The organism is Rhizobium sp. YS-1r, assembly GCF_000757525.1.
GTDB lineage: Bacteria > Pseudomonadota > Alphaproteobacteria > Rhizobiales > Rhizobiaceae > Neorhizobium > Neorhizobium petrolearium.
Genome location: NZ_JPYQ01000024.1, coordinates 339,490 through 361,134, shown reverse-complemented (window position 1 = coordinate 361,134; position 21,645 = coordinate 339,490). Strand labels below are relative to the sequence as shown.

At 59.3% G+C, this 21,645-nt stretch carries 24 protein-coding genes; 10 read left to right on the top strand and 14 right to left on the bottom strand.

The window, feature by feature from the left end:
* Positions 1-12 precede the first annotated feature (12 nt).
* The 3 genes from JL39_RS17680 to JL39_RS17670 all read left to right on the top strand — a co-directional run bounded on the left by JL39_RS17680 (position 13) and on the right by JL39_RS17670 (position 2,936).
* Positions 13-840: a carbohydrate ABC transporter permease gene (locus JL39_RS17680; protein WP_037153241.1), complete on the top strand. Its 828-nt coding sequence runs from the start codon at positions 13-15 to the stop codon at positions 838-840.
* A 16-nt stretch (positions 841-856) separates the two neighbouring features.
* Positions 857-1,138 carry a DUF2160 domain-containing protein gene (locus JL39_RS17675; protein ID WP_037153237.1) on the top strand — a complete coding sequence of 94 codons (282 nt, stop codon included), beginning with the start codon at positions 857-859 and terminating at the stop codon, positions 1,136-1,138.
* Positions 1,139-1,214: 76 nt separating this feature from the next.
* The gene (locus JL39_RS17670) at positions 1,215-2,936 is read left to right on the top strand and encodes an ABC transporter substrate-binding protein (RefSeq protein WP_037153234.1); all 1,722 of its coding nucleotides are present in this window, start codon (positions 1,215-1,217) and stop codon (positions 2,934-2,936) included.
* Between the two features lie 136 nt (positions 2,937-3,072).
* Here JL39_RS17670 and JL39_RS17665 read toward each other — a convergent pair whose 3' ends face one another.
* From JL39_RS17665 to JL39_RS17640, 6 genes are all read right to left on the bottom strand, one after another.
* Complete coding sequence (locus JL39_RS17665; protein WP_037153230.1) at positions 3,073-3,696, bottom strand: hypothetical protein; 624 nt, start codon at positions 3,694-3,696, stop codon at positions 3,073-3,075.
* Positions 3,693-4,562 (bottom strand): ABC transporter permease, encoded by an 870-nt coding sequence (locus JL39_RS17660; RefSeq protein WP_037153227.1) that lies wholly within the window; start codon positions 4,560-4,562, stop codon positions 3,693-3,695. Before JL39_RS17660 ends, JL39_RS17665 begins: the two co-directional genes overlap by 4 nt.
* On the bottom strand, positions 4,559-5,365 hold the full coding sequence (locus tag JL39_RS17655) for an ATP-binding cassette domain-containing protein (RefSeq protein WP_037153792.1): 807 nt from the start codon (positions 5,363-5,365) through the stop codon (positions 4,559-4,561). The genes JL39_RS17660 and JL39_RS17655 overlap by 4 nt, the downstream gene beginning before the upstream one ends.
* Positions 5,366-5,426: 61 nt before the next feature.
* Positions 5,427-5,891, bottom strand: coding sequence for a hypothetical protein (locus JL39_RS17650; protein WP_037153226.1), 465 nt, complete (start codon positions 5,889-5,891; stop codon positions 5,427-5,429).
* A 33-nt stretch (positions 5,892-5,924) separates the two neighbouring features.
* The gene (locus tag JL39_RS17645; protein ID WP_037153223.1) at positions 5,925-6,899 is read right to left on the bottom strand and encodes a YVTN family beta-propeller repeat protein; all 975 of its coding nucleotides are present in this window, start codon (positions 6,897-6,899) and stop codon (positions 5,925-5,927) included.
* Between the two features lie 22 nt (positions 6,900-6,921).
* The gene (locus tag JL39_RS17640; RefSeq protein ID WP_161784773.1) at positions 6,922-8,070 is read right to left on the bottom strand and encodes an ABC transporter substrate-binding protein; all 1,149 of its coding nucleotides are present in this window, start codon (positions 8,068-8,070) and stop codon (positions 6,922-6,924) included.
* 233 nt (positions 8,071-8,303) lie between these two features.
* On the opposite strand from JL39_RS17640, the gene JL39_RS17635 reads away from it, so the two are divergent.
* From JL39_RS17635 to JL39_RS17615, 5 genes are read left to right on the top strand one after another with little or no spacing between them, the layout of a single operon-like run.
* A complete protein-coding gene (locus JL39_RS17635; protein ID WP_037153220.1) occupies positions 8,304-9,473 on the top strand; it encodes a (5-formylfuran-3-yl)methyl phosphate synthase in 1,170 nt (389 codons plus the stop codon).
* Positions 9,470-10,102, top strand: coding sequence for a hypothetical protein (locus JL39_RS17630; protein ID WP_037153218.1), 633 nt, complete (start codon positions 9,470-9,472; stop codon positions 10,100-10,102). The genes JL39_RS17635 and JL39_RS17630 overlap by 4 nt, the downstream gene beginning before the upstream one ends.
* Positions 10,099-10,650 (top strand): flavoprotein, encoded by a 552-nt coding sequence (locus tag JL39_RS17625; RefSeq protein WP_037153215.1) that lies wholly within the window; start codon positions 10,099-10,101, stop codon positions 10,648-10,650. The genes JL39_RS17630 and JL39_RS17625 overlap by 4 nt, the downstream gene beginning before the upstream one ends.
* Positions 10,643-12,040, top strand: coding sequence for a DUF6513 domain-containing protein (locus JL39_RS17620; protein ID WP_037153212.1), 1,398 nt, complete (start codon positions 10,643-10,645; stop codon positions 12,038-12,040). Before JL39_RS17625 ends, JL39_RS17620 begins: the two co-directional genes overlap by 8 nt.
* Positions 12,037-12,600 (top strand): DUF447 domain-containing protein, encoded by a 564-nt coding sequence (locus JL39_RS17615; protein WP_037153208.1) that lies wholly within the window; start codon positions 12,037-12,039, stop codon positions 12,598-12,600. The genes JL39_RS17620 and JL39_RS17615 overlap by 4 nt, the downstream gene beginning before the upstream one ends.
* A gap of 36 nt (positions 12,601-12,636) precedes the next feature.
* Here the strand turns inward: JL39_RS17615 and JL39_RS17610 are convergent, their stop codons facing one another.
* Positions 12,637-13,701 carry a hydantoinase/oxoprolinase family protein gene (locus JL39_RS17610; protein WP_037153204.1) on the bottom strand — a complete coding sequence of 355 codons (1,065 nt, stop codon included), beginning with the start codon at positions 13,699-13,701 and terminating at the stop codon, positions 12,637-12,639.
* Between the two features lie 31 nt (positions 13,702-13,732).
* On the opposite strand from JL39_RS17610, the gene JL39_RS17605 reads away from it, so the two are divergent.
* The gene (locus tag JL39_RS17605) at positions 13,733-14,434 is read left to right on the top strand and encodes a HisA/HisF-related TIM barrel protein (protein ID WP_037153200.1); all 702 of its coding nucleotides are present in this window, start codon (positions 13,733-13,735) and stop codon (positions 14,432-14,434) included.
* A gap of 254 nt (positions 14,435-14,688) precedes the next feature.
* On the opposite strand, the gene fae is transcribed toward JL39_RS17605, so the two are convergent.
* The 7 genes from fae to JL39_RS17570 form a co-directional block, all read right to left on the bottom strand.
* Positions 14,689-15,195, bottom strand: a complete 507-nt coding sequence (fae, locus tag JL39_RS17600) for a formaldehyde-activating enzyme (RefSeq protein ID WP_037153787.1) — start codon at positions 15,193-15,195, stop codon at positions 14,689-14,691.
* 162 nt (positions 15,196-15,357) lie between these two features.
* On the bottom strand, positions 15,358-16,221 hold the full coding sequence (locus JL39_RS17595; RefSeq protein WP_037153197.1) for a triphosphoribosyl-dephospho-CoA synthase: 864 nt from the start codon (positions 16,219-16,221) through the stop codon (positions 15,358-15,360).
* Positions 16,218-17,150: a RimK family alpha-L-glutamate ligase gene (locus tag JL39_RS17590; RefSeq protein WP_244446908.1), complete on the bottom strand. Its 933-nt coding sequence runs from the start codon at positions 17,148-17,150 to the stop codon at positions 16,218-16,220. Before JL39_RS17590 ends, JL39_RS17595 begins: the two co-directional genes overlap by 4 nt.
* Positions 17,143-18,102 carry a methenyltetrahydromethanopterin cyclohydrolase gene (mch, locus tag JL39_RS17585; protein ID WP_152601156.1) on the bottom strand — a complete coding sequence of 320 codons (960 nt, stop codon included), beginning with the start codon at positions 18,100-18,102 and terminating at the stop codon, positions 17,143-17,145. Before mch ends, JL39_RS17590 begins: the two co-directional genes overlap by 8 nt.
* Complete coding sequence (locus JL39_RS17580) at positions 18,099-19,223, bottom strand: ATP-grasp domain-containing protein (protein WP_037153777.1); 1,125 nt, start codon at positions 19,221-19,223, stop codon at positions 18,099-18,101. Before JL39_RS17580 ends, mch begins: the two co-directional genes overlap by 4 nt.
* A complete protein-coding gene (locus JL39_RS17575; RefSeq protein WP_037153194.1) occupies positions 19,201-20,097 on the bottom strand; it encodes an NAD(P)-dependent methylenetetrahydromethanopterin dehydrogenase in 897 nt (298 codons plus the stop codon). The genes JL39_RS17580 and JL39_RS17575 overlap by 23 nt, the downstream gene beginning before the upstream one ends.
* 13 nt (positions 20,098-20,110) lie before the next feature.
* Positions 20,111-21,097, bottom strand: a complete 987-nt coding sequence (locus JL39_RS17570; RefSeq protein ID WP_037153191.1) for a beta-ribofuranosylaminobenzene 5'-phosphate synthase family protein — start codon at positions 21,095-21,097, stop codon at positions 20,111-20,113.
* Between the two features lie 112 nt (positions 21,098-21,209).
* Between JL39_RS17570 and JL39_RS17565 the strand changes: the two genes are divergently transcribed.
* Positions 21,210-21,602 (top strand): 4a-hydroxytetrahydrobiopterin dehydratase, encoded by a 393-nt coding sequence (locus JL39_RS17565; RefSeq protein WP_037153188.1) that lies wholly within the window; start codon positions 21,210-21,212, stop codon positions 21,600-21,602.
* The last annotated feature ends 43 nt before the right edge of the window (positions 21,603-21,645 follow it).

Genomic DNA, 21,645 nt, shown 5'->3' with positions numbered 1-21,645 from the left:
AAGGAGAGAGCCATGGCTTCGCCTACGAAATACAAGCCTGCCGGTAATTTCTCCTGGCTCGTTTCCGCGATCTACATCGTCTTCCTGCTGTTGCCGATCTATTGGCTCATCAACATGAGCTTCAAGGAAAATGCCGAGATTACCGGCACCTTTTCGCTCTGGCCGCAGAACCCGACGCTCAGGAACTACACGGTGATCTTCACCGATCCGTCCTGGTATTCGGGTTATATCAACTCGATCATCTACGTGGTGATGAATACCGTGATTTCGGTGCTTGCGGCGCTGCCGGCTGCCTATGCCTTCTCGCGCTATCGGTTCCTCGGCGACAAGCACCTGTTCTTCTGGCTGCTGACGAACCGGATGGCGCCGCCTGCGGTCTTCGCCCTGCCTTTCTTCCAGCTTTATTCCGCCTTCGGTCTCATCGACACACATATTGCGGTTGCGCTGGCGCATTGCCTGTTCAACGTGCCACTTGCCGTCTGGATCCTGGAGGGCTTCATGTCCGGCGTGCCGAAGGAAATCGACGAGACGGCCTATATCGACGGCTATTCCTTCCCGCGCTTCTTCGTCAGGATTTTCACGCCGCTGATCGCCTCCGGCATTGGGGTGGCCGCCTTCTTCTGCTTCATGTTTTCGTGGGTGGAACTGCTTCTTGCCCGCACGCTGACGACGACGGCGGCAAAACCCATCTCCGCAATCATGACGCGTACGGTCTCTGCTGCCGGGATGGACTGGGGCGTGCTCGCCGCCGCGGGTGTGCTCACCATCGTGCCGGGCGCGCTGGTCATCTATTTCGTCCGAAACTACATCGCCAAGGGCTTTGCGCTCGGCCGCGTCTGACAAGGAGGAAGCACGCATGAACTTTTCATGGATGGCCTGGACGCTTCCCACGGCGTTGTTCTTCCTGACGATCCTCATGCTGCTGATCGGCATGAGCGTCTGGGAATATTTTGCACCGGGAGGCTCGCCGCGCGTCGGCATCCTGCGGTTTGAAACGACGCGGGGAGACCGGCTCTTCATCTCGCTGCTCGGGGCTGCATTCATTCATCTTGCATGGCTGGGGCTGGTCGGTCCCAACCTGTGGTGGGCTCTTGCCATAGCGGTGGTCTACGCCATCGGCGTTTTCCGCTTCGTCTAAAGGCAAGCTGATACGGGCGACCAGAATACCGGCTGCCTCGAACTGAACGTGCAATCGCAAACTCTGGGAGGATATCATGCGACGGCATCTTATGACGACAACGGCAGCCATGCTGCTGGCACTGACCGGCTCGGCCTTCGCCGGGATGGAGGAGGCAAAACAGTTCCTGAGCAAGGAAATCGGCGACATGTCGACGCTTTCCAGCGCCGAGCAGGAAAAGGAGATGCAGTGGTTCATCGACGCGGCGAAGCCTTTCGCCGGCATGGACATCAAGGTCGTCTCCGAAACCATCACCACTCATGAATACGAATCCAAAGTGCTGGCGCCTGCCTTCACGGCAATCACCGGTATCAAGATTACTCACGACCTGATCGGCGAAGGCGACGTGGTCGAGAAGCTGCAGACGCAGATGCAGTCGGGCGAGAACATCTACGACGCCTACATCAACGACTCCGACCTCATCGGCACGCATTGGCGCTATCAGCAGGCGCGCAGCCTGACTGACTTCATGGCGAATGAAGGCAAGGATGTCACCAACCCGAACCTCGACATCGACGACTTCATCGGCAAGTCCTTCACCACCGCGCCGGACGGCAAGCTCTATCAGTTGCCCGACCAGCAGTTCGCGAACCTCTACTGGTTCCGCTACGACTGGTTCAACGACGAGAAGAACAAGGCGGATTTCAAGGCGAAGTACGGCTACGATCTCGGCGTTCCGGTCAACTGGTCTGCCTATGAAGATATCGCGGAGTTCTTCACCGGCCGTGAGATCGACGGCAAGAAGGTCTATGGCCATATGGATTACGGCAAGAAGGATCCGTCACTCGGCTGGCGCTTCACGGATGCCTGGCTCTCGATGGCCGGTAACGGCGACAAGGGTATTCCGAACGGTAAGCCGGTCGACGAGTGGGGCATCAAGGTCGACGAGAAGTCTCGTCCGGTGGGCTCATGCGTTGCGCGCGGTGGCGACACCAATGGTCCTGCGGCCGTCTATTCGATCCAGAAGTATCTCGACTGGATGAAGGCCTACGCGCCGGCGGCTGCACAGGGCATGACCTTCTCGGAATCGGGTCCGGTACCGTCGCAGGGCGAAGTCGCCCAACAGATGTTCACGTATACCGCTTTTACCGCTGACTTCGTGAAGGAAGGCCTGCCGGTGGTCAATTCGGACGGCACGCCGAAGTGGCGCTTCGCTCCGAGCCCACATGGTGTCTACTGGAAGGATGGCATGAAGCTCGGCTATCAGGACGCCGGCTCCTGGACGCTCATGAAATCCACCCCGGACGATCGCGCAAAGGCAGCCTGGCTCTATGCGCAGTTCGTGACATCAAAGACCGTGGACGTGAAGAAGAGCCATGTCGGTCTTACCTTCATTCGTCAGTCCACGCTTGACCACAAGTCCTTCACCGACCGTGCGCCCAAGCTCGGCGGCCTGATCGAGTTCTATCGCTCGCCGGCTCGTCTGCAGTGGTCGCCGACCGGCACCAACGTCCCGGACTATCCGAAGCTTGCCCAGCTGTGGTGGCAGGCGATCGGTGATGCGTCTTCGGGTGCAAAAACCGCACAAGAAGCGATGGATTCGCTTTGCGCCGAACAGGAGAAGGTGCTGCAGCGCCTCGAACGTGCCGGCGTCCAGGGCGATATCGGTCCCAAGCTTGCCGAGGAGCATGACCTCGAATACTGGAACAAGGACGCCGTCTCGAAAGGCAATCTCGCGCCGCAGTTGAAGGTCGAGAACGAGAAAGAAAAGCCGATCACCATCAACTACGACGAACTCGTGAAGAGCTGGCAGAACTGAGGCTTTGCCACCACGATCAATGGCCGAGGCGTGTCAAACGTCTCGGCCATATTGCGTGAGAGATGGACGTGAGCCATTCGATGGCTGGCTACACACCGGTCATCGTGTTTGATCTGATCTCTCGCCGACCGGAATGTCAGTTCTTTTGCATCGTCTCATCGATAATCTTCGAAATGCTGTAGAGCCGCTGCTCGATCAGCGTCGGAACTTCGCAGACATAGGTTAGCGACTGGACGCGTTCTTCGAAGATGCGCGTCTCCCATGTCAGCTGTTGGTCATGCCTGGCAAGCTCCGCCTGGTCGGTATCGGCTGCGGCTCGCATCCTGTCGATTTCCGCGGCCTTCTTTCTGACATCAGCCGCAAGCTGCCTTTGCTTTTCGGCATAGCGTGCAATGCCAGAGATGATCTGGCCGCGCTCTATATTGATCTTGTCGAACACCCCCATGAAAAGTTGCTCCAACTTTTCATGCACCTGCTCTTTCGGCAGGGTCGCGGCATAATCCGAAACCTGCTTGCGAGCATTTTCGATCGGATTGCTGCGCTTGACGAGTTCGGCGGCAAGATCGGACACCCGAGGATCCCTGTCCCACTGCTTGGCCGTTTCGGGCAGTTCGTCCCCGTTCCAAACCTGGCCGATCGAGATCTCGGGCACTTTGCGTTGAATGCAAGGCCAGTCGGGATCGGCATTAGCCGCGGCGAAGGCCGTCGGTATGGCCGATAGCGCGGCGAGCATTGCGATCAGAGGAACATATCGGCTCATTGGCTTCCTCCCATATCCTGTTTGCGGACGGTGAGACCGCGTGCGGGATTATAGGCCAGAATAGCTCCGCCGAGCAGGGCGAGCGTGACGGCCACGACGACGATCAGCGATATCCATTCGATACGGCCGTAAAAGGCGAAGCGGATGAGCTCAACCGCATAGGTGAACGGGTTCAGGAGGCATATCTGATAGAGCAGGGGGCTCGCCTCCTGCACTCGCCAGAGCGGATAGAGTGCCGAGGAGGCGAAATACATGGGAAAGATCACGAAGTTCATGATGCCTGCAAAATTCTCCAACTGCTTGACGAGGGACGACAGCAGCATGCCGAGCGCTCCGAGCATCAATCCGGAGAAGAAGAGCGCAGGCAGGATCAGCATATAACCCCCGACCGGTGCTTTGACATCCCAGAACCAGGCAATCGCCAGAAAAGCATAGACCTGGAGGAGGGAAACGGCGACGCCCGCCAGAAGCTTGGAGACCAGCAGGTACCAGCGGGGAAAGGGACTGACGAGCAGGATGCGCATGTTGCCCATCTCGCGGTCATAGACCATCGACAGTGAGGATTGCATGCCGCTGAAGAGGAGGATCATCCCGCACAATCCCGGCGTGATGTAGACCTCGTATAGAACATAGGTCTCGTAGGGTGGGATGATCGAAACACCGAGCACCTGCCGGAAACCGGCCGCGAAAATGAAGAGCCAGAGCAGGGGACGAACAAGGGAGGAGACGAAACGTTCCTTCTGCGAAAGGTATCGAAGCCATTCTCGTTGGAGAATACCCTTGAGACAGACGAGATACTGGATCGGGGTGAACCCCTTCCATTTCTCCGACGGTGAACCCGCGAACGTTCTGGCTGCATCGGTCATGGCCTTCCTCCCCGAACATTCAAATCCGCGATGCCGGTCAGTTTTGAGAATGCCTGGTTGATTGTCTCCGTGCCTGTCTCAGAAAGAATGGTCGACACCTGGCCATCGGCGACGAGCCTTCCCTGGTCGAGAACCAGAACCTGATCCGCCTGTCCGACCTCATCGATCAGATGGGTCGCCCAAAGCACACTGATCCCTTGCTGTTGAACGAGCGCGCGGATGTCCTTCAGTATGGTCGCGCGCGACTTGATGTCGAGTCCCACCGTCGCTTCGTCGAGCAGCAGCAGGGAGGGGCGATGCAACAGGGCGCGAATGATCTCGACCCGCCTGATCTGTCCGCCGGAAAGGCCGCGCACCTTTTCCTCGATACGGTCGGTCATATCGATCGACTGAAGAAGTTCGTCGATCCGCGGCCGCGCCACGCGCGTCCCGATACCGTGCAAGGCGGCGTGGTAGAGGAGATTCTGCCGGACACTCAGATCGAGATCGAGGGTGCGTGCCTGGAACACGATGCCGAGGCGCCTGAGCGCCGGACCCGAATTGCGGTTGATATCCTGGCCGAAAACGCGAATGCGGCCCGTTCGCGGCGAGAAAAGATGGCTGACGAGCGAGAAGAGTGTCGTCTTGCCGGCGCCATTAAGCCCCAGGAGCACGGTGAACCGCGATGGTTCTATGGAAAACGAGACATTGTCGAGCGCCTTTCGCTGGCCATAGCTATAGCTGACAGACGCGAGTTCGAGAGCGGCCGCCGCCGCTCTCTCCTCATCTTGGGACGTTTCTGTTAAACGGGATTGCAGCTTCATCGTATTGCCTTTCACAAGCGGCGGCTTGGCCGCGGCCCGCATGGGGCCACACCTGGTTCGGCTACTTGATGATGATCTTGCCCGTCATGCCCTTGCCCGCCAAATCGGGAACCGACCACGTGTATTCGCCTGGCCGCACCGTTGTGAACTGGACGTTTATCGTTCCTTCGGAATCGAATTCCAGCCATGCAGGTGCGCCGTTCATGTGAACTTCGAGATCGTTGATGACGATCTGGTTCATCCAGACGTTACGGAACAGATCGGTCATGAATTTGTATTCGAGGCCGGCCGCAGATGTGATTTTCCAGCGGTAGCCCTGTCCTGCAATAAGTTCGAAATCCTTCTGGTTCACGGCGAAGTTGTCGTCTTTCGATCCGAGGATCAATTCCGGAACATTCTGGCTGGCGCGCGTGACCTTGGGCGCATCGTCGTCATCGTCGCTATCGGCGGATTGGGCGAAGGCCTGATTCTGCACCGAAAGGGCGCCGATGAGCGCGGCAAAGGCAATAGCTGTGAATTTCGACATGTCTTCCTCCCTTTGAAAAAATCGAAATATGGATCAGTCGGGTGCGACCGTCACACCCCAGGGCAGCGCCCCGACAGTGACGGACTTGATCGGTTCATCGCTCTCCGTGTCGATGAAGGTGATATCGTTCGAAAGGCCGTTGGTGCTGATCAGGTTCTTGCCGTCCGGCGTGAACGCCAATTGCCAGACGCGCTGGCCCACGAGGATGTATTTTTCGACCTCGTAGGTTTCCGTGTTAACAACGGCCACCCGGTTGGCAGGCCCGAGCGCGACATAGGCCTTCTTGCCATCCGCCGTGATTCGCACGCCCACGGGTTGTATCGCTTCCGAGCGTAAGCCCTGGATTTCGAAGGTGATCTTCTTGACGACCTCTCTGGAGGCGTTGTCGATGACGGAGATCGTGCCGCCGATTTCCGCGGATATCCAGACCTGCGATCCGTCCGGCTTGAACTCGGCGAAACGCGGGCGTGAATCAACGAGCACGTTCGCCACGATCTCATGGGTCGACGTGTCGATGAAATGCGCCATGTTGGTGGTTTCTGATGTATTCACCATCGTCTTGCCATCGGGGCTGATGCCCATGCCCTCAGGCTCCACGCCGACCGGTATCTCGGAGATCACGCTTTTCCTGTCGACGTCGATAACGGTGACGAGATTGTCGTCTTCATTGGCGACATAAAGGGTCTTGCCGTCTGGAGAGAGCACGAAAAGTTCAGGGTCCGGACCGGATGGCAGCGTTCCGATAATCTGATGAGTCGCGGTATCGATGATCTCCACCGTATCGTCGTCGCTGGCGCAGACGTAAAGATGCTTCCCATCATGGGAAATCGTGATCCCGCGCGGTCTCTGCCCCACCTCGATCGTCTTCGTTACTTCCATCGTCTTGGAATCGACGACTGTGACGGTATTGTCCTTCTCATTCGAGACATAGACGGCATTGGCCCAGGATGGCCCTACATCGACGACAGCCGCGATGGTTCCCGCCAGCAGGTAAGCATGTCTGCGCATTCTCTCCTCCCATTCCCGTTTATCAATTCAGTTTGCAGGCCGTCTCCGGCTGATCTATCCCCAATGTATCGAGTCCGGAAAACTGATGAAGAAATCCCTCCTGTGGTGAGGTGGAGATCACGCCGCGGCCGTCGCCGAGGAAGATCGGCTGACGAAGTTGCCAATTCCACCGTCGGAAGGTCACCTTCTGCCCCTTGAACGCCGCCAGCGAGAAATTTTCATCTTTCAGGAAGGCTTCGATTTTTGCGGGGTCATTGCTGTTGGTCCGCGTCGCCGCCTCGCCGAGAATGCGGCCGGCCGTCCAAGCCTGCATGTCCTTGCCCAGCATGCGGCGTCCGGTCGCTTTCACGAAGCGGTTCTGGATCTGAGAACCGCCCCATTGCTCGCTGGCCGGATGCCAGGAGGATGGGATGAGGCCGGCTGTTCCGGCGACCGGCCTCGGATCCCAGGTCCGGTAGGGAACATAGCTGCCGAAGACTTCGCTTTCATCCGCGACGATCACCACGTCGTGTGCCGGCAGGTTCTGGGTGAAGACCGGCATCTGCCGTTGGACCTGAACGACGCCGCTGTCGGTGCGGCGGGCTGTGCCGGTATCCTTGTAGAGCCGTTCCTCGACGATCTTGGCGCCGAAGCGCTTCGCCGACCGCCGGATCGCGTCGGCGAAAAGCTGATCCGGTTCGTGGGAACCATAGAGAAGGACCCAGGTGCGCCATTGCTTCCAGATCAGATACTGAGCCAGGCCATCGGCAAGCATGCTCCGGGTCGGAGCGGTGTGGAAGACGTTGGAGCGGCATTCCTGTTCACGCAGGATATCGTCCGTCGATCCTACGTTGAAAAGAAGCACGCCGTTTTCCTTGGCGAGATCGGCGATGGAGAGCAATTGCCTGGCCGAGATGTCGGTCAGCACATATTTCTCGCCCCGGACCAGCATTTCCCGGAATACGGGGACAACATCCTCATCCCGCTTCGTCTGAACCACGTCCAGAGTGAAGGATTGCCCGAGAAACCTGCCGGTCGTGTTGTTGTCGTTGATAGCAACCTTTGCCCCCGCGACACCTTCATCCGCCGGAGGGATATCCAAAACCGAAAGGGCCAGTTGCGGCTCATAAGCTCGAATATAGCCTATCCGGATCTCGGTTGCGGGCTTAGCGGCCGGGTTTTGCTGCGCCATCGACTGCGGCGCATTGACGAGGAGCAAAAAACAAGCGAATAAAAATATAAGAGTATTAGGCACCGTACTCTTCATGGTCATACCACGCCCTGCGCCGGCCTTCCGCGAAGGCAGACGCGCTGTACAGATGAGGTGCCCACTATGTTTGTAGCCCAATCCCCGATAAACTCAATACTTGTACTCAGCTTTTCTCGTCCTTGCCGTGAGAAATGCGGTACGCGGAGAGGCGTCCTATGACGTTGATGCTGGCCAGTGTTCAAAATCGCCAGGAAGCGGAGATCGCTCTGCAGGCGGGAGCGGATATCATTGATCTCAAGGATCCGGCGCGCGGCGCGCTTGGATCGGCCGATATCCGGCACATCGTCGATGTGGGCGGTTTCGTCTCCGGCAAAAGGCTCGTCAGTGCCGCCTGCGGAGAGTTTTCCGGCGATCCCGCGGCGCTGCGGTCAAAGGTCGAGGAGATAGCCTCGGCAGGGGTGGATTTCATCAAGATAGGATTTCTTCCGTCCTCTCCCATCGCGGCAGGTGTGGAGGCTTTGGCAGATATTGCCGGCCGGAAGAAACTGATCGCCGTCCTTTTTGCCGATCATCGATATGAGGAGAACGTCATGACATCGTTCGCCAAAGCCGGTTTCTACGGCATCATGCTGGATACCGACGACAAATCGAAAGGGCGATTGCTGGATCATATGCCGCCTGATCACATTCCCGATTTCGTGGCCGAAGGGCACCGGCACGGATTGATGGTCGGTCTTGCGGGATCGCTGGAAGCGCCGGACATTCCAAGACTGCTGCCGAGCAAGCCGGATTATCTGGGCTTCCGCGGCGCGCTCTGCGAAGGCTTGTCCCGGAATGGCGATATCGACGCCGAAGCGACGGCAAAAATCCGCGCTCTTATTCCTGGAGACCGGCCCGCCGAAAAGCCTTCCGGCGTCGACCTCAAGCTCCTGGCGGCGCGGGGATATTTTCCCGGTTCGGCAGACGAGGATCTCGGCACGGATCAGATTTTCGTGCGGGATTTCGTCCTGCCGGTGCATATCGGTGCCTACAGTTTCGAACACGGCAAGCCTCAGAAGGTGCGGTTCGACGTCACGGCGGATGTACTTCGCGTAACCCGCGATCCGAAGGACATGCACCATATCGTATCCTACGACCTCATCATGGACGGCATCCGTGCGATTGTCGGACGAGGTCATGTCGACCTGGTCGAAACGCTTGTCGAGCAGATAGCCGCATTCATTCTCGAAAATCCGCGTGTAGCCCGTGTGGTCGTGCGGGTGGAGAAGCTGGAACTTGGGCCAGGTGGTGTCGGAGTGCAGATCGAGCGGAAAAGGGAAAGCGCCCGGTCGTCGAACCCGCTTCGGGTCGTGGCGTCCGGCGACGGAGGAAGGAAAGTGGTATGACGCCGCTGGTCGTCAAGCTTGGAGGAAGCACGGCCGGTCGCATCGAGATGGAACAATGGATTGCCGTGCTGGCATCGGCGACCTTGCCCTTGGTGATCGTCCCCGGCGGTGGGCCGTTTGCCGATCAGGTGCGCTTCTCGCAGAAGGAGATGCATTTTTCGGATGCAGCAGCGCATGAGATGGCCATACTCGCCATGGAGCAGTTCGGCATCGTGATTGCCGAACGGCATCCGCGCTTTCAGCCGGCCCGTTCGCTCCATGATCTCGAAATGATCGTTGCGGAAGGCGGAGTACCGGTATGGCTTCCTTCGCAAATGACACGCAGTGCCGATATCGCACAATCCTGGGATGTCACGTCCGACTCGCTTGCCGCCTGGCTGTGCTGGCAGATCGACAGCCGACATCTCCTGCTGTGCAAGCAGGTCGATCCGGGCGCCCGGGACTTGCAAGCGCTGGTTGACAATGGCGTGGTGGATGCCATGCTGCCGGAACTGCTTGGGGAGGAGACAAGCTTGTACATTGCCGGACCGTCATCGCTGCGTTTGCAGCTGGCGGAGTTGCCTATGACGCGCATACCGGGACGCCGCGTGCGGATGCGCGAGGCGGCTGGAGGAGAAACTCGCGGATGACGCGGCTTCATACGCCGCGCTGGGCCTGGGTTCTGACCGGATCGGGCCATTTCTTCGTCGAATGTTTCGAATTGATCCGATCGCTCGACCATTGCGACGTCTTCGTGACGAAGGCGGCGGACGAGGTTTTGAGGATGTACGGGCTGAAGCTTGATTTTTCGGACACGACGCGCGTGCTGCGCGACAAGACGGCGAGCGCTGTTCCGGTCGGCGAATTCTATCACGGCGTCTACCATAGCGTCGTGATCGCTCCGGCGACGTCGAACACGGTTGCCAAATGCGTGGCCGGCATCTCCGATACGATCGCCACGAATGTCTATGCACAGGCCGGCAAATGCCGTCTGCCGTCGATCGTATTCGCATGCGACACTGCGCCGGAACTGGAGACGATGGCGCCGCACGGAATGGTGAAAGTTTATCCCCGGCCAATCGATCTGGAGAACACCGAACGTCTCAAGGCCTTTGAATACACCGAAGTCGTCGAATCCTTTGCCGATCTAAAACTGGCGGTGGCGCGCCGGAAGGGAGTGGTCGAGGGCAGTGGCTGAGCATCTCGTCTTCCTGACCGGACACCTGGCAAAAACCAGGCTCGCAAATGTTCTCGCCGGACTAGGAGCGACGCCATTCACTTACGAGATCATCGACATTGGCGTGAAGGTCGCCGCCCTGATGACGGAGGAGATCGTCAGCCGGCGCCTGCCTCGTCCATTGAAAGCGGACCGGGTCGTCCTGCCGGGGCGTTTCAGAGGGGATCTGGAGCGGTTGAGCAATACCTTCGGCGTCCCTTTCGTTCGCGGACCGGGCGAGGTTGCGGACCTACCCATCTATCTTGGCCGGGCCGGAAAGGTGCCCGACCTCTCGCGCCACGACATGCGCATTTTCGCCGAGATCGTCGATGCATCGACCCTTTCGCTGGATGACCTGCTGCAACGGGCCAAAGCCCTTGCATCTGCCGGGGCGGACGTGATCGACCTCGGCTGTCTTCCCGACACGCCCTTCCTCCATCTGGCGGAAACGATCGGTCGACTCAAGGCCGAGGGACTTTCCGTCAGCGTCGACTCGGCAAATCCCGGCGAGCTGGAACTCGCCGCACGATCCGGCGTCGATTATCTCCTGAGCCTCAACGAAAAGACCATCGACATCGCCACTCGATATGAGGTGACGTCCATCCTCGTTCCGGCGGTGCCGGGAGAGCTTGATTCCCTCGGGCGTGCCATCGATGCGGCGCGGAAAGCCGGGATATCCTTCATCGCCGATCCGGTTCTCGATCCGATCCATTTCGGCTTTGCAGCCTCTGTGGGACGCTTCATCGAGGCCCGACGCCGCTGGCCGGATGTCGAGATGATGATGGGCACCGGAAATCTGACCGAATTGACGGACGCGGACTCGTCAGGGGTCACGGCGATCCTTGCTGGCCTCTGTTCCGAGCTGGCGATTGCCAATGTGCTGGTCGTCAACGTCAGTCCGCATACGGTGCGCACAGTGGAGGAGCATGATCGGGCGCGCCGGATCATGTTTGCCGCGAAGAACGATCATGCTCTGCCGCGCGGCTACGATGCCGGCCTCCTGCAGATCCACGACCGCTCGCCCTTCGCCAGCAGCATTGCGGATATCGATACGCTGGCTGAGACCGTGCGCGACGCCAATTTTCGGATCATGACCGCTCCGGACGGCATTCATGTCTTCAGCAATCAGGGTCATTGGACGGCGAAGGATGCTTTCGATCTCTTTCCTTCCCTCAATGTCGCGCAGGACGGTGCGCATGCCTTCTATCTTGGCGCAGAACTGATGAAGGCGGAAATCGCCTGGAAGCTGGGCAAACGCTATTCGCAGGACGAACCACTCGCCTGGGGTGTGGCGAGTCCTCGGACAAACGAGGATCGCACCCGGCTTGCCGAGGCCGGGCATACGCTCCGGGCGAAGAAGGAAGGCTCATGACCTATATTCGGGAAACGATCGTGACGACGGTGAGCGCCGAAGGGCGCGTGCATATCGCCCCGCTCGGCATCATCGCACAGGATGACGGCTGGGTTATCGCGCCCTTCCGGCCCTCCACGACGCTTGAAAACCTCACTGCCGTGCCTTTCGCCATCGCCAATTATACGGATGACATGCGGATTTTCGCAGGCTGCCTCACCGGGCGGCGGGACTGGCCGGTCGTTGCGGTGGAAGGCTGCCCGGTCCCGCGTCTGCAGGCGGCGCTCAGCCATTCCGTCCTGCAGGTCGCCTCCGTCAAAGAGGACGAGATACGCCCCCGCTATTTCTGCAAGGTCGTTGCCGAAGCCACGCACGCACCCTTCACGGGAATGAACCGCGCCAAGGCCGCTGTTCTGGAACTCGCGATCCTGGTGAGCAGGCTGCAAATGCTGCCGAAGGAAAAGATCGATTCCGAAATCGCTTATCTGACGATCGCGATCGAGAAGACGGCCGGGGCGGACGAGCGGCAGGCCTGGGATTGGCTGATGGAACGGGTGAACGCCCACCGTGCCACGCATTGAAGCGTTTGTCGGGAGGTCGCGAGCAAAAGGCCGTCCTTATGGCTTTTCGCGTTTGGACCAGAGCAGGGCAACGGCGGCGGCAGGTGCTGCCTTGCTGGCGTGGTCCCGAGCTTCCTGCGAGGATGCGATGAGGGAGCCGAAATCGACATAGGGCCGCTCCAGGCGCCTGGCGAGCTTCATGATCTGCGGGCGGCCGATCCCCGCCCCTACGATGGGAGCGGCCGGGTTCAGCCGGGCATTGCCGGCGACCATGAATGCGCCGTTATAGATCATGCGCAGCTGATGCTCGCTGAACCAGCGGGCGATATCGATCCATTCGCTTTCGTCGAGATCGGTGCTGTCGCGGCCGACCATGCGGGCGAGGCGCCCAATGGAGCCTGCAAGCGATTTGGCTCTACGGTCGGCGGCGGGATAATGATCGTCCGCCTCGTCCAGAGTTCCGAGAATGCGCCCCAGATCGGCGGTGTTGGCGAAGTATTCGTTCATCAGCGGCGTCATCGTGCCGCGCACAGGAACCCGTTCGGCTATTCCGATCAGCGCGGAACGTGTGAAGCCGGTATAGACGAGCTCGCCGGTCAACAAGCGCTCCGCGTCGGAATAACCCGCGTTGCGAAGCTTTCCATTCTGGAACGCAATGATGTCGGTGGTTGTGGACCCCATGTCGACGAACAGGCCGTCCGTCTCCGTCCTCGCACTCAATTCAGCCGTTGCATGCCAATTGGCCGAGGCGATGTCGGGGCCGAGATCGTAGGCATGGGAAAGATCGACAAAGCCCGCACGGCCGGCATAGATACGGACATTGTCGCGGCCGAACTCTGTATCGATGAAGTCCAGGATACCGCGAATACCGTCTTCTCGTGACGGAAAGCCATCCGACAGCTCGCCTGTCATGGTGAAGACATGGGTGGCATTGCTTTGAAAAAGCGGTCGCAACCGATTCAGCGCCTCGCGCACCTGGTCAAGCCCGAGCCACATCGATGCCTTGAGGGTCGTGGCAAGCGTAATCTGGCCGTGTTCGGCCCGCGCCATCTTCAAATGCGCGCCGCCGATGTCCCAACCGATAATTGTTTCCTTTTCTTCTCCCGCAGTTCCGGCTTTCATGGGAGTCATCGTTTCTACCGAGGTTTGATCATTGCTTATCATTCCAGTTCTCGACGTCAAAGACGGCCTTGTGGTGCGCGCGCAGATGGGCATGCGCGAGAGCTATAAGCCCATTGAGACGCCACTCAGCCCGACGCCGACGATCGAAAGCGTCGCCGAAGGATTGCGCCGAATCCATCCGTTTCCGGTTTTCTATGTGGCCGATCTCGATGCCATCGAGAAGGGCTCGAGCCCTTCCGCGACCGCCGACCCTCTGTTTCTTCTGCGGCCGAAACCCGATGTCTGGCTCGATGCCGGCTTTCGAGAGGCGAAGGACGTCGGAGCGGTGCTTGCAGATTCGCAGACGTTCGCGGTTCTTGGCTCGGAAAGCCAGGCCGATACGGATGTTCTCGGCGCGTTCGGCACGCATCCGAGACTGATCCTCTCCCTCGATTTTCGTGGCGGTGCCTTCCTGGGGCCTCCGTCCATCCTTTCGCATCCTCACCTTTGGCCAAAACGGGTGATTGTCATGACCCTCGACAAGGTGGGAGCGCGCCGCGGACCCGATTTCGATCGTCTGCAGGCCATCAAGGATGCCTCCGGAAACCGTGAGATCATCGCGGCGGGCGGTGTCCGCAACGTGGATGACCTGGAACGGCTGTACAGCATGGGTATTGCAGGCGCTCTCGTTGCGACCTCGTTGCATAGCGGTGAGCTCGACGGGGCGGAAATCTCCGCTTTCATGGATAAGTAAAATATATCCGAGAGAAGAAGTTTTTGCCTCTTCTCTCGGGTACACAGCCTCTCAATATGGCTTTGATTGTGGAGCGGGGATGAGCGCATGCTCAACCTCCCACTCCATTCTTTCGATACGAACCCGAAGCGTTGCCATCCTCAACGGTTCGCGCTTGAAGACGGCGCGCTGCTGAAGCCTAGAAGCCTCGACAACCGGCGCAACAGGCCGCCTGTTTCCACGGGCGACTCGCTCTGTGCGGGGTTGCTGCTTGTCTAAGCGCTGAAAGGATGCTTGACGGTGTCCCGCTGAGCGGTTGCTTCCGCTGCGGTCGGTTTGCCCGTCACGGCACGTTCTATCGCTTCCTTCGTCGCCCGGTAGTTATAGTCCTGGATCTTGGCATCGTCCTCGGCCTCCCAGTGGATGAAGACGCCGACGCAGATGAAGACGTCGTCTGCCTCTTCCGCAGGGATGATGCCTTCGGCAACGCTGTCCTGCACTGCCTTTGCAACTGCGTGCTGTGCCGGGCCGAACATCTGCACGGCCTGTTTTGCACCCTTGATGGTGACCTTGTTGAACAGTATCGTATTAGGCTTGCATGCCAGGTTCGGCGCGATGACCGCCAGCAGCGATGTAAACCCGTCCTTGTTGTTCGTGAGTGCGTTGCAGAATGCCGTTTCCACGGCACTTCCGCGCGGTCCGATCAGAAGATCGATATGAGCGACTTCATTTCCCTCACCAACGAGAGACTCACCAACCATTACCTTGCTAATCTTTGCCACGGCCAATTCCTCCCTTGTACCGTATGGTCAAAAATGCGTTCGTCCAAAGAAGCCGTACCACACGAGACACGCGCTCGATGGACAGCTATCCTTGTTCGCAGCACCCTTTGATTGGGTCGGTTGGCCAGATAGCAGCGAGTAAGATTTGTTCGCCGATCAAATTCAACCATTTAAGTCGGGATTATGCAAGCCGAAGTTCATCTTGCAGACAAAAAGCGTGGCCACGGTGAGATCGGCGGAGGTTCCGGGATTGATATCCATGTCCTTGAGCTGTTTGTCGAAGGCCAGCAGGACCTTTTCCCGCCTCGATGGGTTCATCTCGTCTGTTACCGTGCGGCGTATCATCTCCGCCTCTTTCCGGATTTCTTCGGCGAGATCGATGCCGTGCTTGCGCCCGACATGACTGTCGGGAAATGACGACAGGAAATGAAGGTAGACGAAGATCGTCGGCCACATGTCCTCTTCGCCCCTGTCTGCCGCTCCCGTCCATGCAGACAGGCCGCCGGTGAATATGTCCGCAAAGCCGGTCGTATATTGTCTCGCAATCATGTCGCGGTCGGCGGCCATGCCCATTGCCTCGAGGAGGGACACGGTCGGCTCCTCCCGGACATCCTGTTCTTCGGCGCTTCCAAGTCCTCCCGGATTGGTCAACCGGATGGCGGCGAAGACGTCGCGCGCATCGTCGGCGTCCAGGTCGTCCAATGTCCGGACGAGGTCCTTACGGAAGTCTGTCGTGGCGCTTTCGGCGGCCTTGGCGAGCGGTGCGCAGAGCAGGAGGATGCCGAGATTGGTGTTCGTTCCCACCTTTTCGCGCGTCGCCGTCACTGCGCCGAGAATGCGCCGGCCGACCGATGTTCGTGGTTCGCAAACCAGCGGCGCGCTGACCTCGGCGCTTTCAATGAACTGGGTCGCGGTCATCCGGTGGCCATCGGCGAAGCGATGGACATTGCCGGGTTTCAAGGCTTCGATCTCGGCCCGGCAAGCGCCGAGATAGGCGATCATGATCTGCTGCCGCGTCAGCGTCATGCGGCAGGTCTTTCCTTGATGTCAGGATTGAGAAGCTCGACCATTGCCCGGGCGATGCAATCGGAGATGCGGACGGGAACGACGGATTGCAGACCGGTCCAGGCGGGCATGCTGTTGACTTCCAGCACGAGGAGATTGCCTTCGCACCCCTGAACGATGTCGATGCCGGCAAAGTCGGTGCCGATGGCCGAGGTCGCGGCAAGCGCAAGTTCCTCAAGCTTCTGACGCAATGGCCCTGCGACAGATTCCGCCTTTGCTCCGCGTGCGATATTGGTGATCCAGCCGTCGGCGCAGCGTCCCATCATGCCGAGGATTTCGCCGTTGCTGACGAATATCCTGTAGTCCCGATAGGGTGGCCCATTCCGCACGACCAGACGCTGCAGGTAATAGACGTTATCGACATCATCAGGATCGGGCAGGTCCTCGATCGAACGGATGAGGCTGATTCCGCGCCCCTGCGAGCCGAAGAGCGGTTTCAGCACGAGCGGACCGTGAGACACCTCGCGCTCGACGATGGCTTTGGCATTGTCGGGACCTTCCACGGCGAAGGTCTGCGGCGTCGGGATGCCTGCATTCGCGAGAAAAAACGTGGTTGTCGATTTGTCGACGCAGCGCTCGATCGCCTTGGCCGAGTTCCAAACTGGTACTCCGAGATGCGTGAGGGCGTGCAGGATGCCGAGGCGGCGCGTGACCGCTTCGAAAGTGCCGCCGGAGATGGAGCGGACGATCACCCCTGCCGGAAGAGCGCCTTCGAGTGCCGGAATGTCGATGCCCGAAGGGTAGCGCGTATCGAACGCGATATCGGCAAGCGGGCAGAAGAGCGTCTCTGAACCGAGTTCTCGGAAGGAGCGCCGTAGCTGTTTCACCTGACTGTCGGGCTTGTCGGAAACGATGAGAATTTTATCGGAGATTGCTATCTGTTCAGCCAAGAGATTGCTCCAGCATCTGCCTGTTCCATTCGCCGGCACGGAAAGTCTCACCGGTTTCGACAGCCGTGACGATCACTTCGGCCGGGCTGAAGAGATGCGGATCGATCGCGTAGAAGTCGCCGTTGAATTTCTTGAAGGTTTCCGCGAAAGGCTGCCCGTAGTCGCGTGACCTGTTGCTCGGCAGTTGCTCGGCGAGTTCGCGTGCGGCGGATGCACTGCCACGAACGAACAGCTGCACCAGCCCACCATAGATGATAGCGTCGTTCGTCCGCCCCATGGCCTGCAGGAAATCGGGATGAGGAGCCGGAACCGGCGAGCATCCCGCCCCGTCGATGATGTTGTCCAGGGGGAAGTGGAGGCTGTGTGCCTTGTGAAGGGCGACCTCCAGGGAGCGGCCGATGATCTGCACGGAGCCGGCAAGGCTTTGTGTCGGGGCATAGATGAAAGTCAGGGCCTCAGGCGCCAGCCTGGTCGCAGCCGCCACCTTCTCGACAATGGCGGGGGGAGGAGGTTTGTCTGCCTCCAACACGAGGACGGATGTGGAAGCGTCGGTTTCGCTATAGGCGATTTCCTCGAACAACGGCTCCACGCGTGCCAGAAGGCGTGCAGGACCGGAGCCCATGGCGAAATATTTCTCGTGCGTGAGGCGCCAGCCGGCGTACTGGCTGCCGAGGCAGGCAAGGACCGGCTGCGAGGAATGGACTGTGACAGTTAGCGGCCACTGTTCATTGTGGCGATCGAGCGCCATGGAGACGGTCCCCAAGCCGCCCATGCAGATTTCCGTCATCCGCAGCCCCACTTCGAGCCCGCCGGGACTGTCCGCGCCGGCATCGATCAGATGTTCTCCGAGCGTTCCGCGAGTATGGGTAATGCCTAGCCGCTCTCCATCGGCAATGATCCGATCTACGATGCGCTGGGCACTTCTATTGAGGTGGGCTTTGCCGTTCATCATTGGAAACCTTCCTTCCAATGTTCCGCCATTTCGTTGACACGACGTTTCACGGCCCGTTCGGCTGCGGCGGCGGATCGTGCCTGAGCCAGGACGGTACAAACAGGGTCATCGGCGCAGAGCGTCGATCCCGGGTTCTGGTGATCGGCCGTCATGTTAGGCCATTCGATCTGGGGAAAACGGGAGATGTCATAGGGTGCGTAGGCGATTGCCGAAGCTTTCGTTCCGCGATAGGTCGGCACCGTGATGTTCTCGCCCCGCACGGCACTCAAATGCGCGGCGAGCAGCGGTGCCTCTTCGCTGTCGAAGATATCGAGCGTTGCGCCCGGCCGTGGATTTATTTCGATGAGGTGCAGGCCGTCCGGCCCATCGATGAAATCAGCGCTGCAGAGACCGACGAGGCCGGTGCGCTTCGTCAGTTTGTCGAGCCAGCCGGTGATCTGCCTTTTCTTGTCACGGTCGAAGCGCCTAAGCCGCACGGCGCCGCCGTAGCGATAGGGCGAAGACTGTGAGGGCGCGGACCATTGCCGGCTGAAGCCCACGATACGGGCGCTTCCCGACTGCGCCAGGAAGAGAGCCGAGATGCTGTTGCCCTGGACGAGCTTCTGGTAATAATAGCCATTCTCCAGGGTTGCCGCCCCTGCGGGCCGGACATGCGAGCCTCCGGCGCCACCGCCGAGCTTTATAAGCCAGCCGTTCTGCTCCGGCGCGGAGAAGCGGATTGCCGGATGCCTGATATCGAGATCCCGGCAGAGGCGAGACAAGCCTGCGGGATCCTTGACCGCGCGTATCGTCGCAGCACTGTTTCCGGCAATCCGAAAGGTTTGGGCGAGCATATCGAGGATGTCGGGGCTACGCTCGAAACCTGAGCCATATACCAGTGCGACCGGCTCCTCCTCTCGTGCCAGCCCCATCAGGATGTCGACTATTTTTCCGCCGTCGATTCCATCGCGTATGCTGCCGGGAAGTTGTGCAGTCCTCTCAGCCAGAGCGACAGTATCGGAGTCGCCAAAGAGATCGGCCACCAGCGGTCTGAAACCGGCGCGGCGCGCTGCTGCGGCAAGTGACCGGCCGGAAATGGCCGCGATCAGGATGGCAGGGCTATTTTTCGATGCTGCGGGCAAGGGCGAAAGCATCCTGGAAATCGTAGATGACCGGTTTTTCGGTGCCGATCATCTGTTTGAACAGGCCGGATTGAGTCTTGTATTTAAGGTTTCCGATGGTGAGAGCACCGATGCCGATCGCCGATGTCTCGCCCAGTTTATCGGCCTTTGCATTGGCCGCCAGGCCTTCGATACCCGAGGGCGGTACGGCATTGACATCCGCCGCGATGAGCAGATGCGTCGCCGAGTGAAGTTGCCCAGCCGAGATTACTCTGACGCCGGCTTTTGCTGCGGCCAGGACAACCTCGGTCTCCTGCAGCAAGCCCGTCTTTTTCTCTTCCGTCGAGCCATCGGCCGCCGTCACCGTGACGCCAAAACGGGCCTCGATGGCTTTCGCTATCTCTTCTACGCGGCTCGTTCCGTCGTGGCCCGCCAGCGTGACGTCTGCGCCTTCCTTGGCGGATATCACGGCCGTGCAATAACCGACGACGCCGGTCGCTCCGAAAATCGTCACTTTTGTTCCGGCAAGGCTTCGGCCATGCAGTTTTTTGAGCGCCGCCTCGACCTTGGCCGCCATTGCCGCAGCCGTCGTGAACGAACCGGCGGGATCGGCAAAAACCGAAATTTCGAAGGGAGGCACCATTGCCGCTCTCGCGGCATCGATCATGTCGAGCGCCAGGACGGTATCTCGCCCGGCAATGAAAACACCGGTGGAGACACCGGCATCCGGTGGGCGCGAGAAGATTGCATCCTGAACGAGGCCGGTCACGTCGGCGAGCGCCACATCCGTGTAGGGAATGACATGATCATAACCCGCATCAAGAGCCATGTTGACGTCGAAGGGGCTCATCTGTCTCAGCGGCGTGAGCATATGAAGAATGGTTTTCCGGCCCATTGCTTTGCCTCCCCTAGCAGCGGTTCTTGTATGCCAGCTCAAATTCGGCTGGTTTTGTCTTTCGCGTGATCGTCGCCCCATTGTTTCTGGCGGCGACGATACGGATCGTCGTCTGGGTATCCTGCAGCGCAGAGGCGGCGGTGATGCGTTCGGCCGCAACCTGCGATTCAGCAAAAGCGAACCCTGTTGGCCCCCAGGAGCTTTGTCCGATACCCACTGCGCCACATTCAGCAAGCCTCGTGAGCGTTTCCTCTACCGCCCGACTGGCGAAACGCCCGCCTTGAGCCGGCGCGAAATAATCGCCGAGCTTCTGCTGGATCGCCGTGATCGCATTGCCGAACGTCGCGATGTCCTTCTCAATCAAGGCAGGCATGATCTCCATCAGCGCATGGCGGCAGATCGAAGCGGAGCTCTCCTCAGGAAACGGTGGAAGTGTGCGGAAGGCTTTGATTTCTGCGTCTCCGTGAATGCCCTGGGCGCTGCTGTCCAGGACCAGGATGATGCGCCATTCGTTCGGAAACGGGATGCGGGAAATGACGGTCGGCGTCAGGTCGTCCTTGGCCTTGCCGGCGTCAAAAATGAGACCGCCTTCTTCGAAAGCCGCAATGCCGATCCCCGATCGCGCGCCGCGCCCGAGAAAGGCGGCATCGTCGCTGACGCGAAACGGCAGACCGTGCAATGTCCGAAGAGCCGCCGAAACGGCGAGCGCGAGCTGGGTCCCGGATCCCAATCCGGCATGAGCGGGAATGGTCTCGAACACGGTGATCTGATGATGATCGGCGAGATCGAGATGGGATCGGAGAGCCGCCAGGTGCGAGAATACGCGGGCGCTCTCATTGCCATGAACACTGGTCCTCGTCGCCCTCGATACTTCCAGCCTGGTTGATATGCCATCGAGAGGCAGGCCGATGCTTCCAAAGCGCGAGCTGTCCTTTCCAGGGATATCCAAAAATCCGAGGTGCAAGCGGCCAGGAACTTGAATGGAGACGGAGTCCGACATCGGTTCAATTCTGAACTTTTTGATAATCGGGCCCTCAGTTCATGTTATCCTATTTTGCTACCGGCGCAAGCCGGCGTGAAGCGGCGGGTGAAAGAAACGAGGAGCATCTGCGATGAGCGACGAGACGGCACGGAGACGGGAGCACGTTTATTCGGAGGACGAGATCGTCTCGAAACTGCAGGCGGAGCTTCCGCATTGGCGTTACGAAAACGGCTGGATTCGCCGCAAATACAAAACGCATGGCTGGAAATCCACGTTGATGGTCATCAATACCGTCGGCCATCTGGCAGAGGCGGCATGGCATCATCCGGATATCAAGGCATCCTACGCCTGGGTGGAGGTCTTGCTGACGAATCATGCGGCAAAAGGCGTTACCGACAAGGATTTCGAACTCGCCAGGAAGATTGAGGACGTCGTCCAGTGGGAGCCAGGCAAGGAAGGTGGGGCTCTGGAAGGTACCCCCAATACCGATCAGCGATTTGCGTACTTGAAATACGATAGCTGACTGCATTTTTCGCCGGATGGACTTCACATTTGGCGAAGAACGG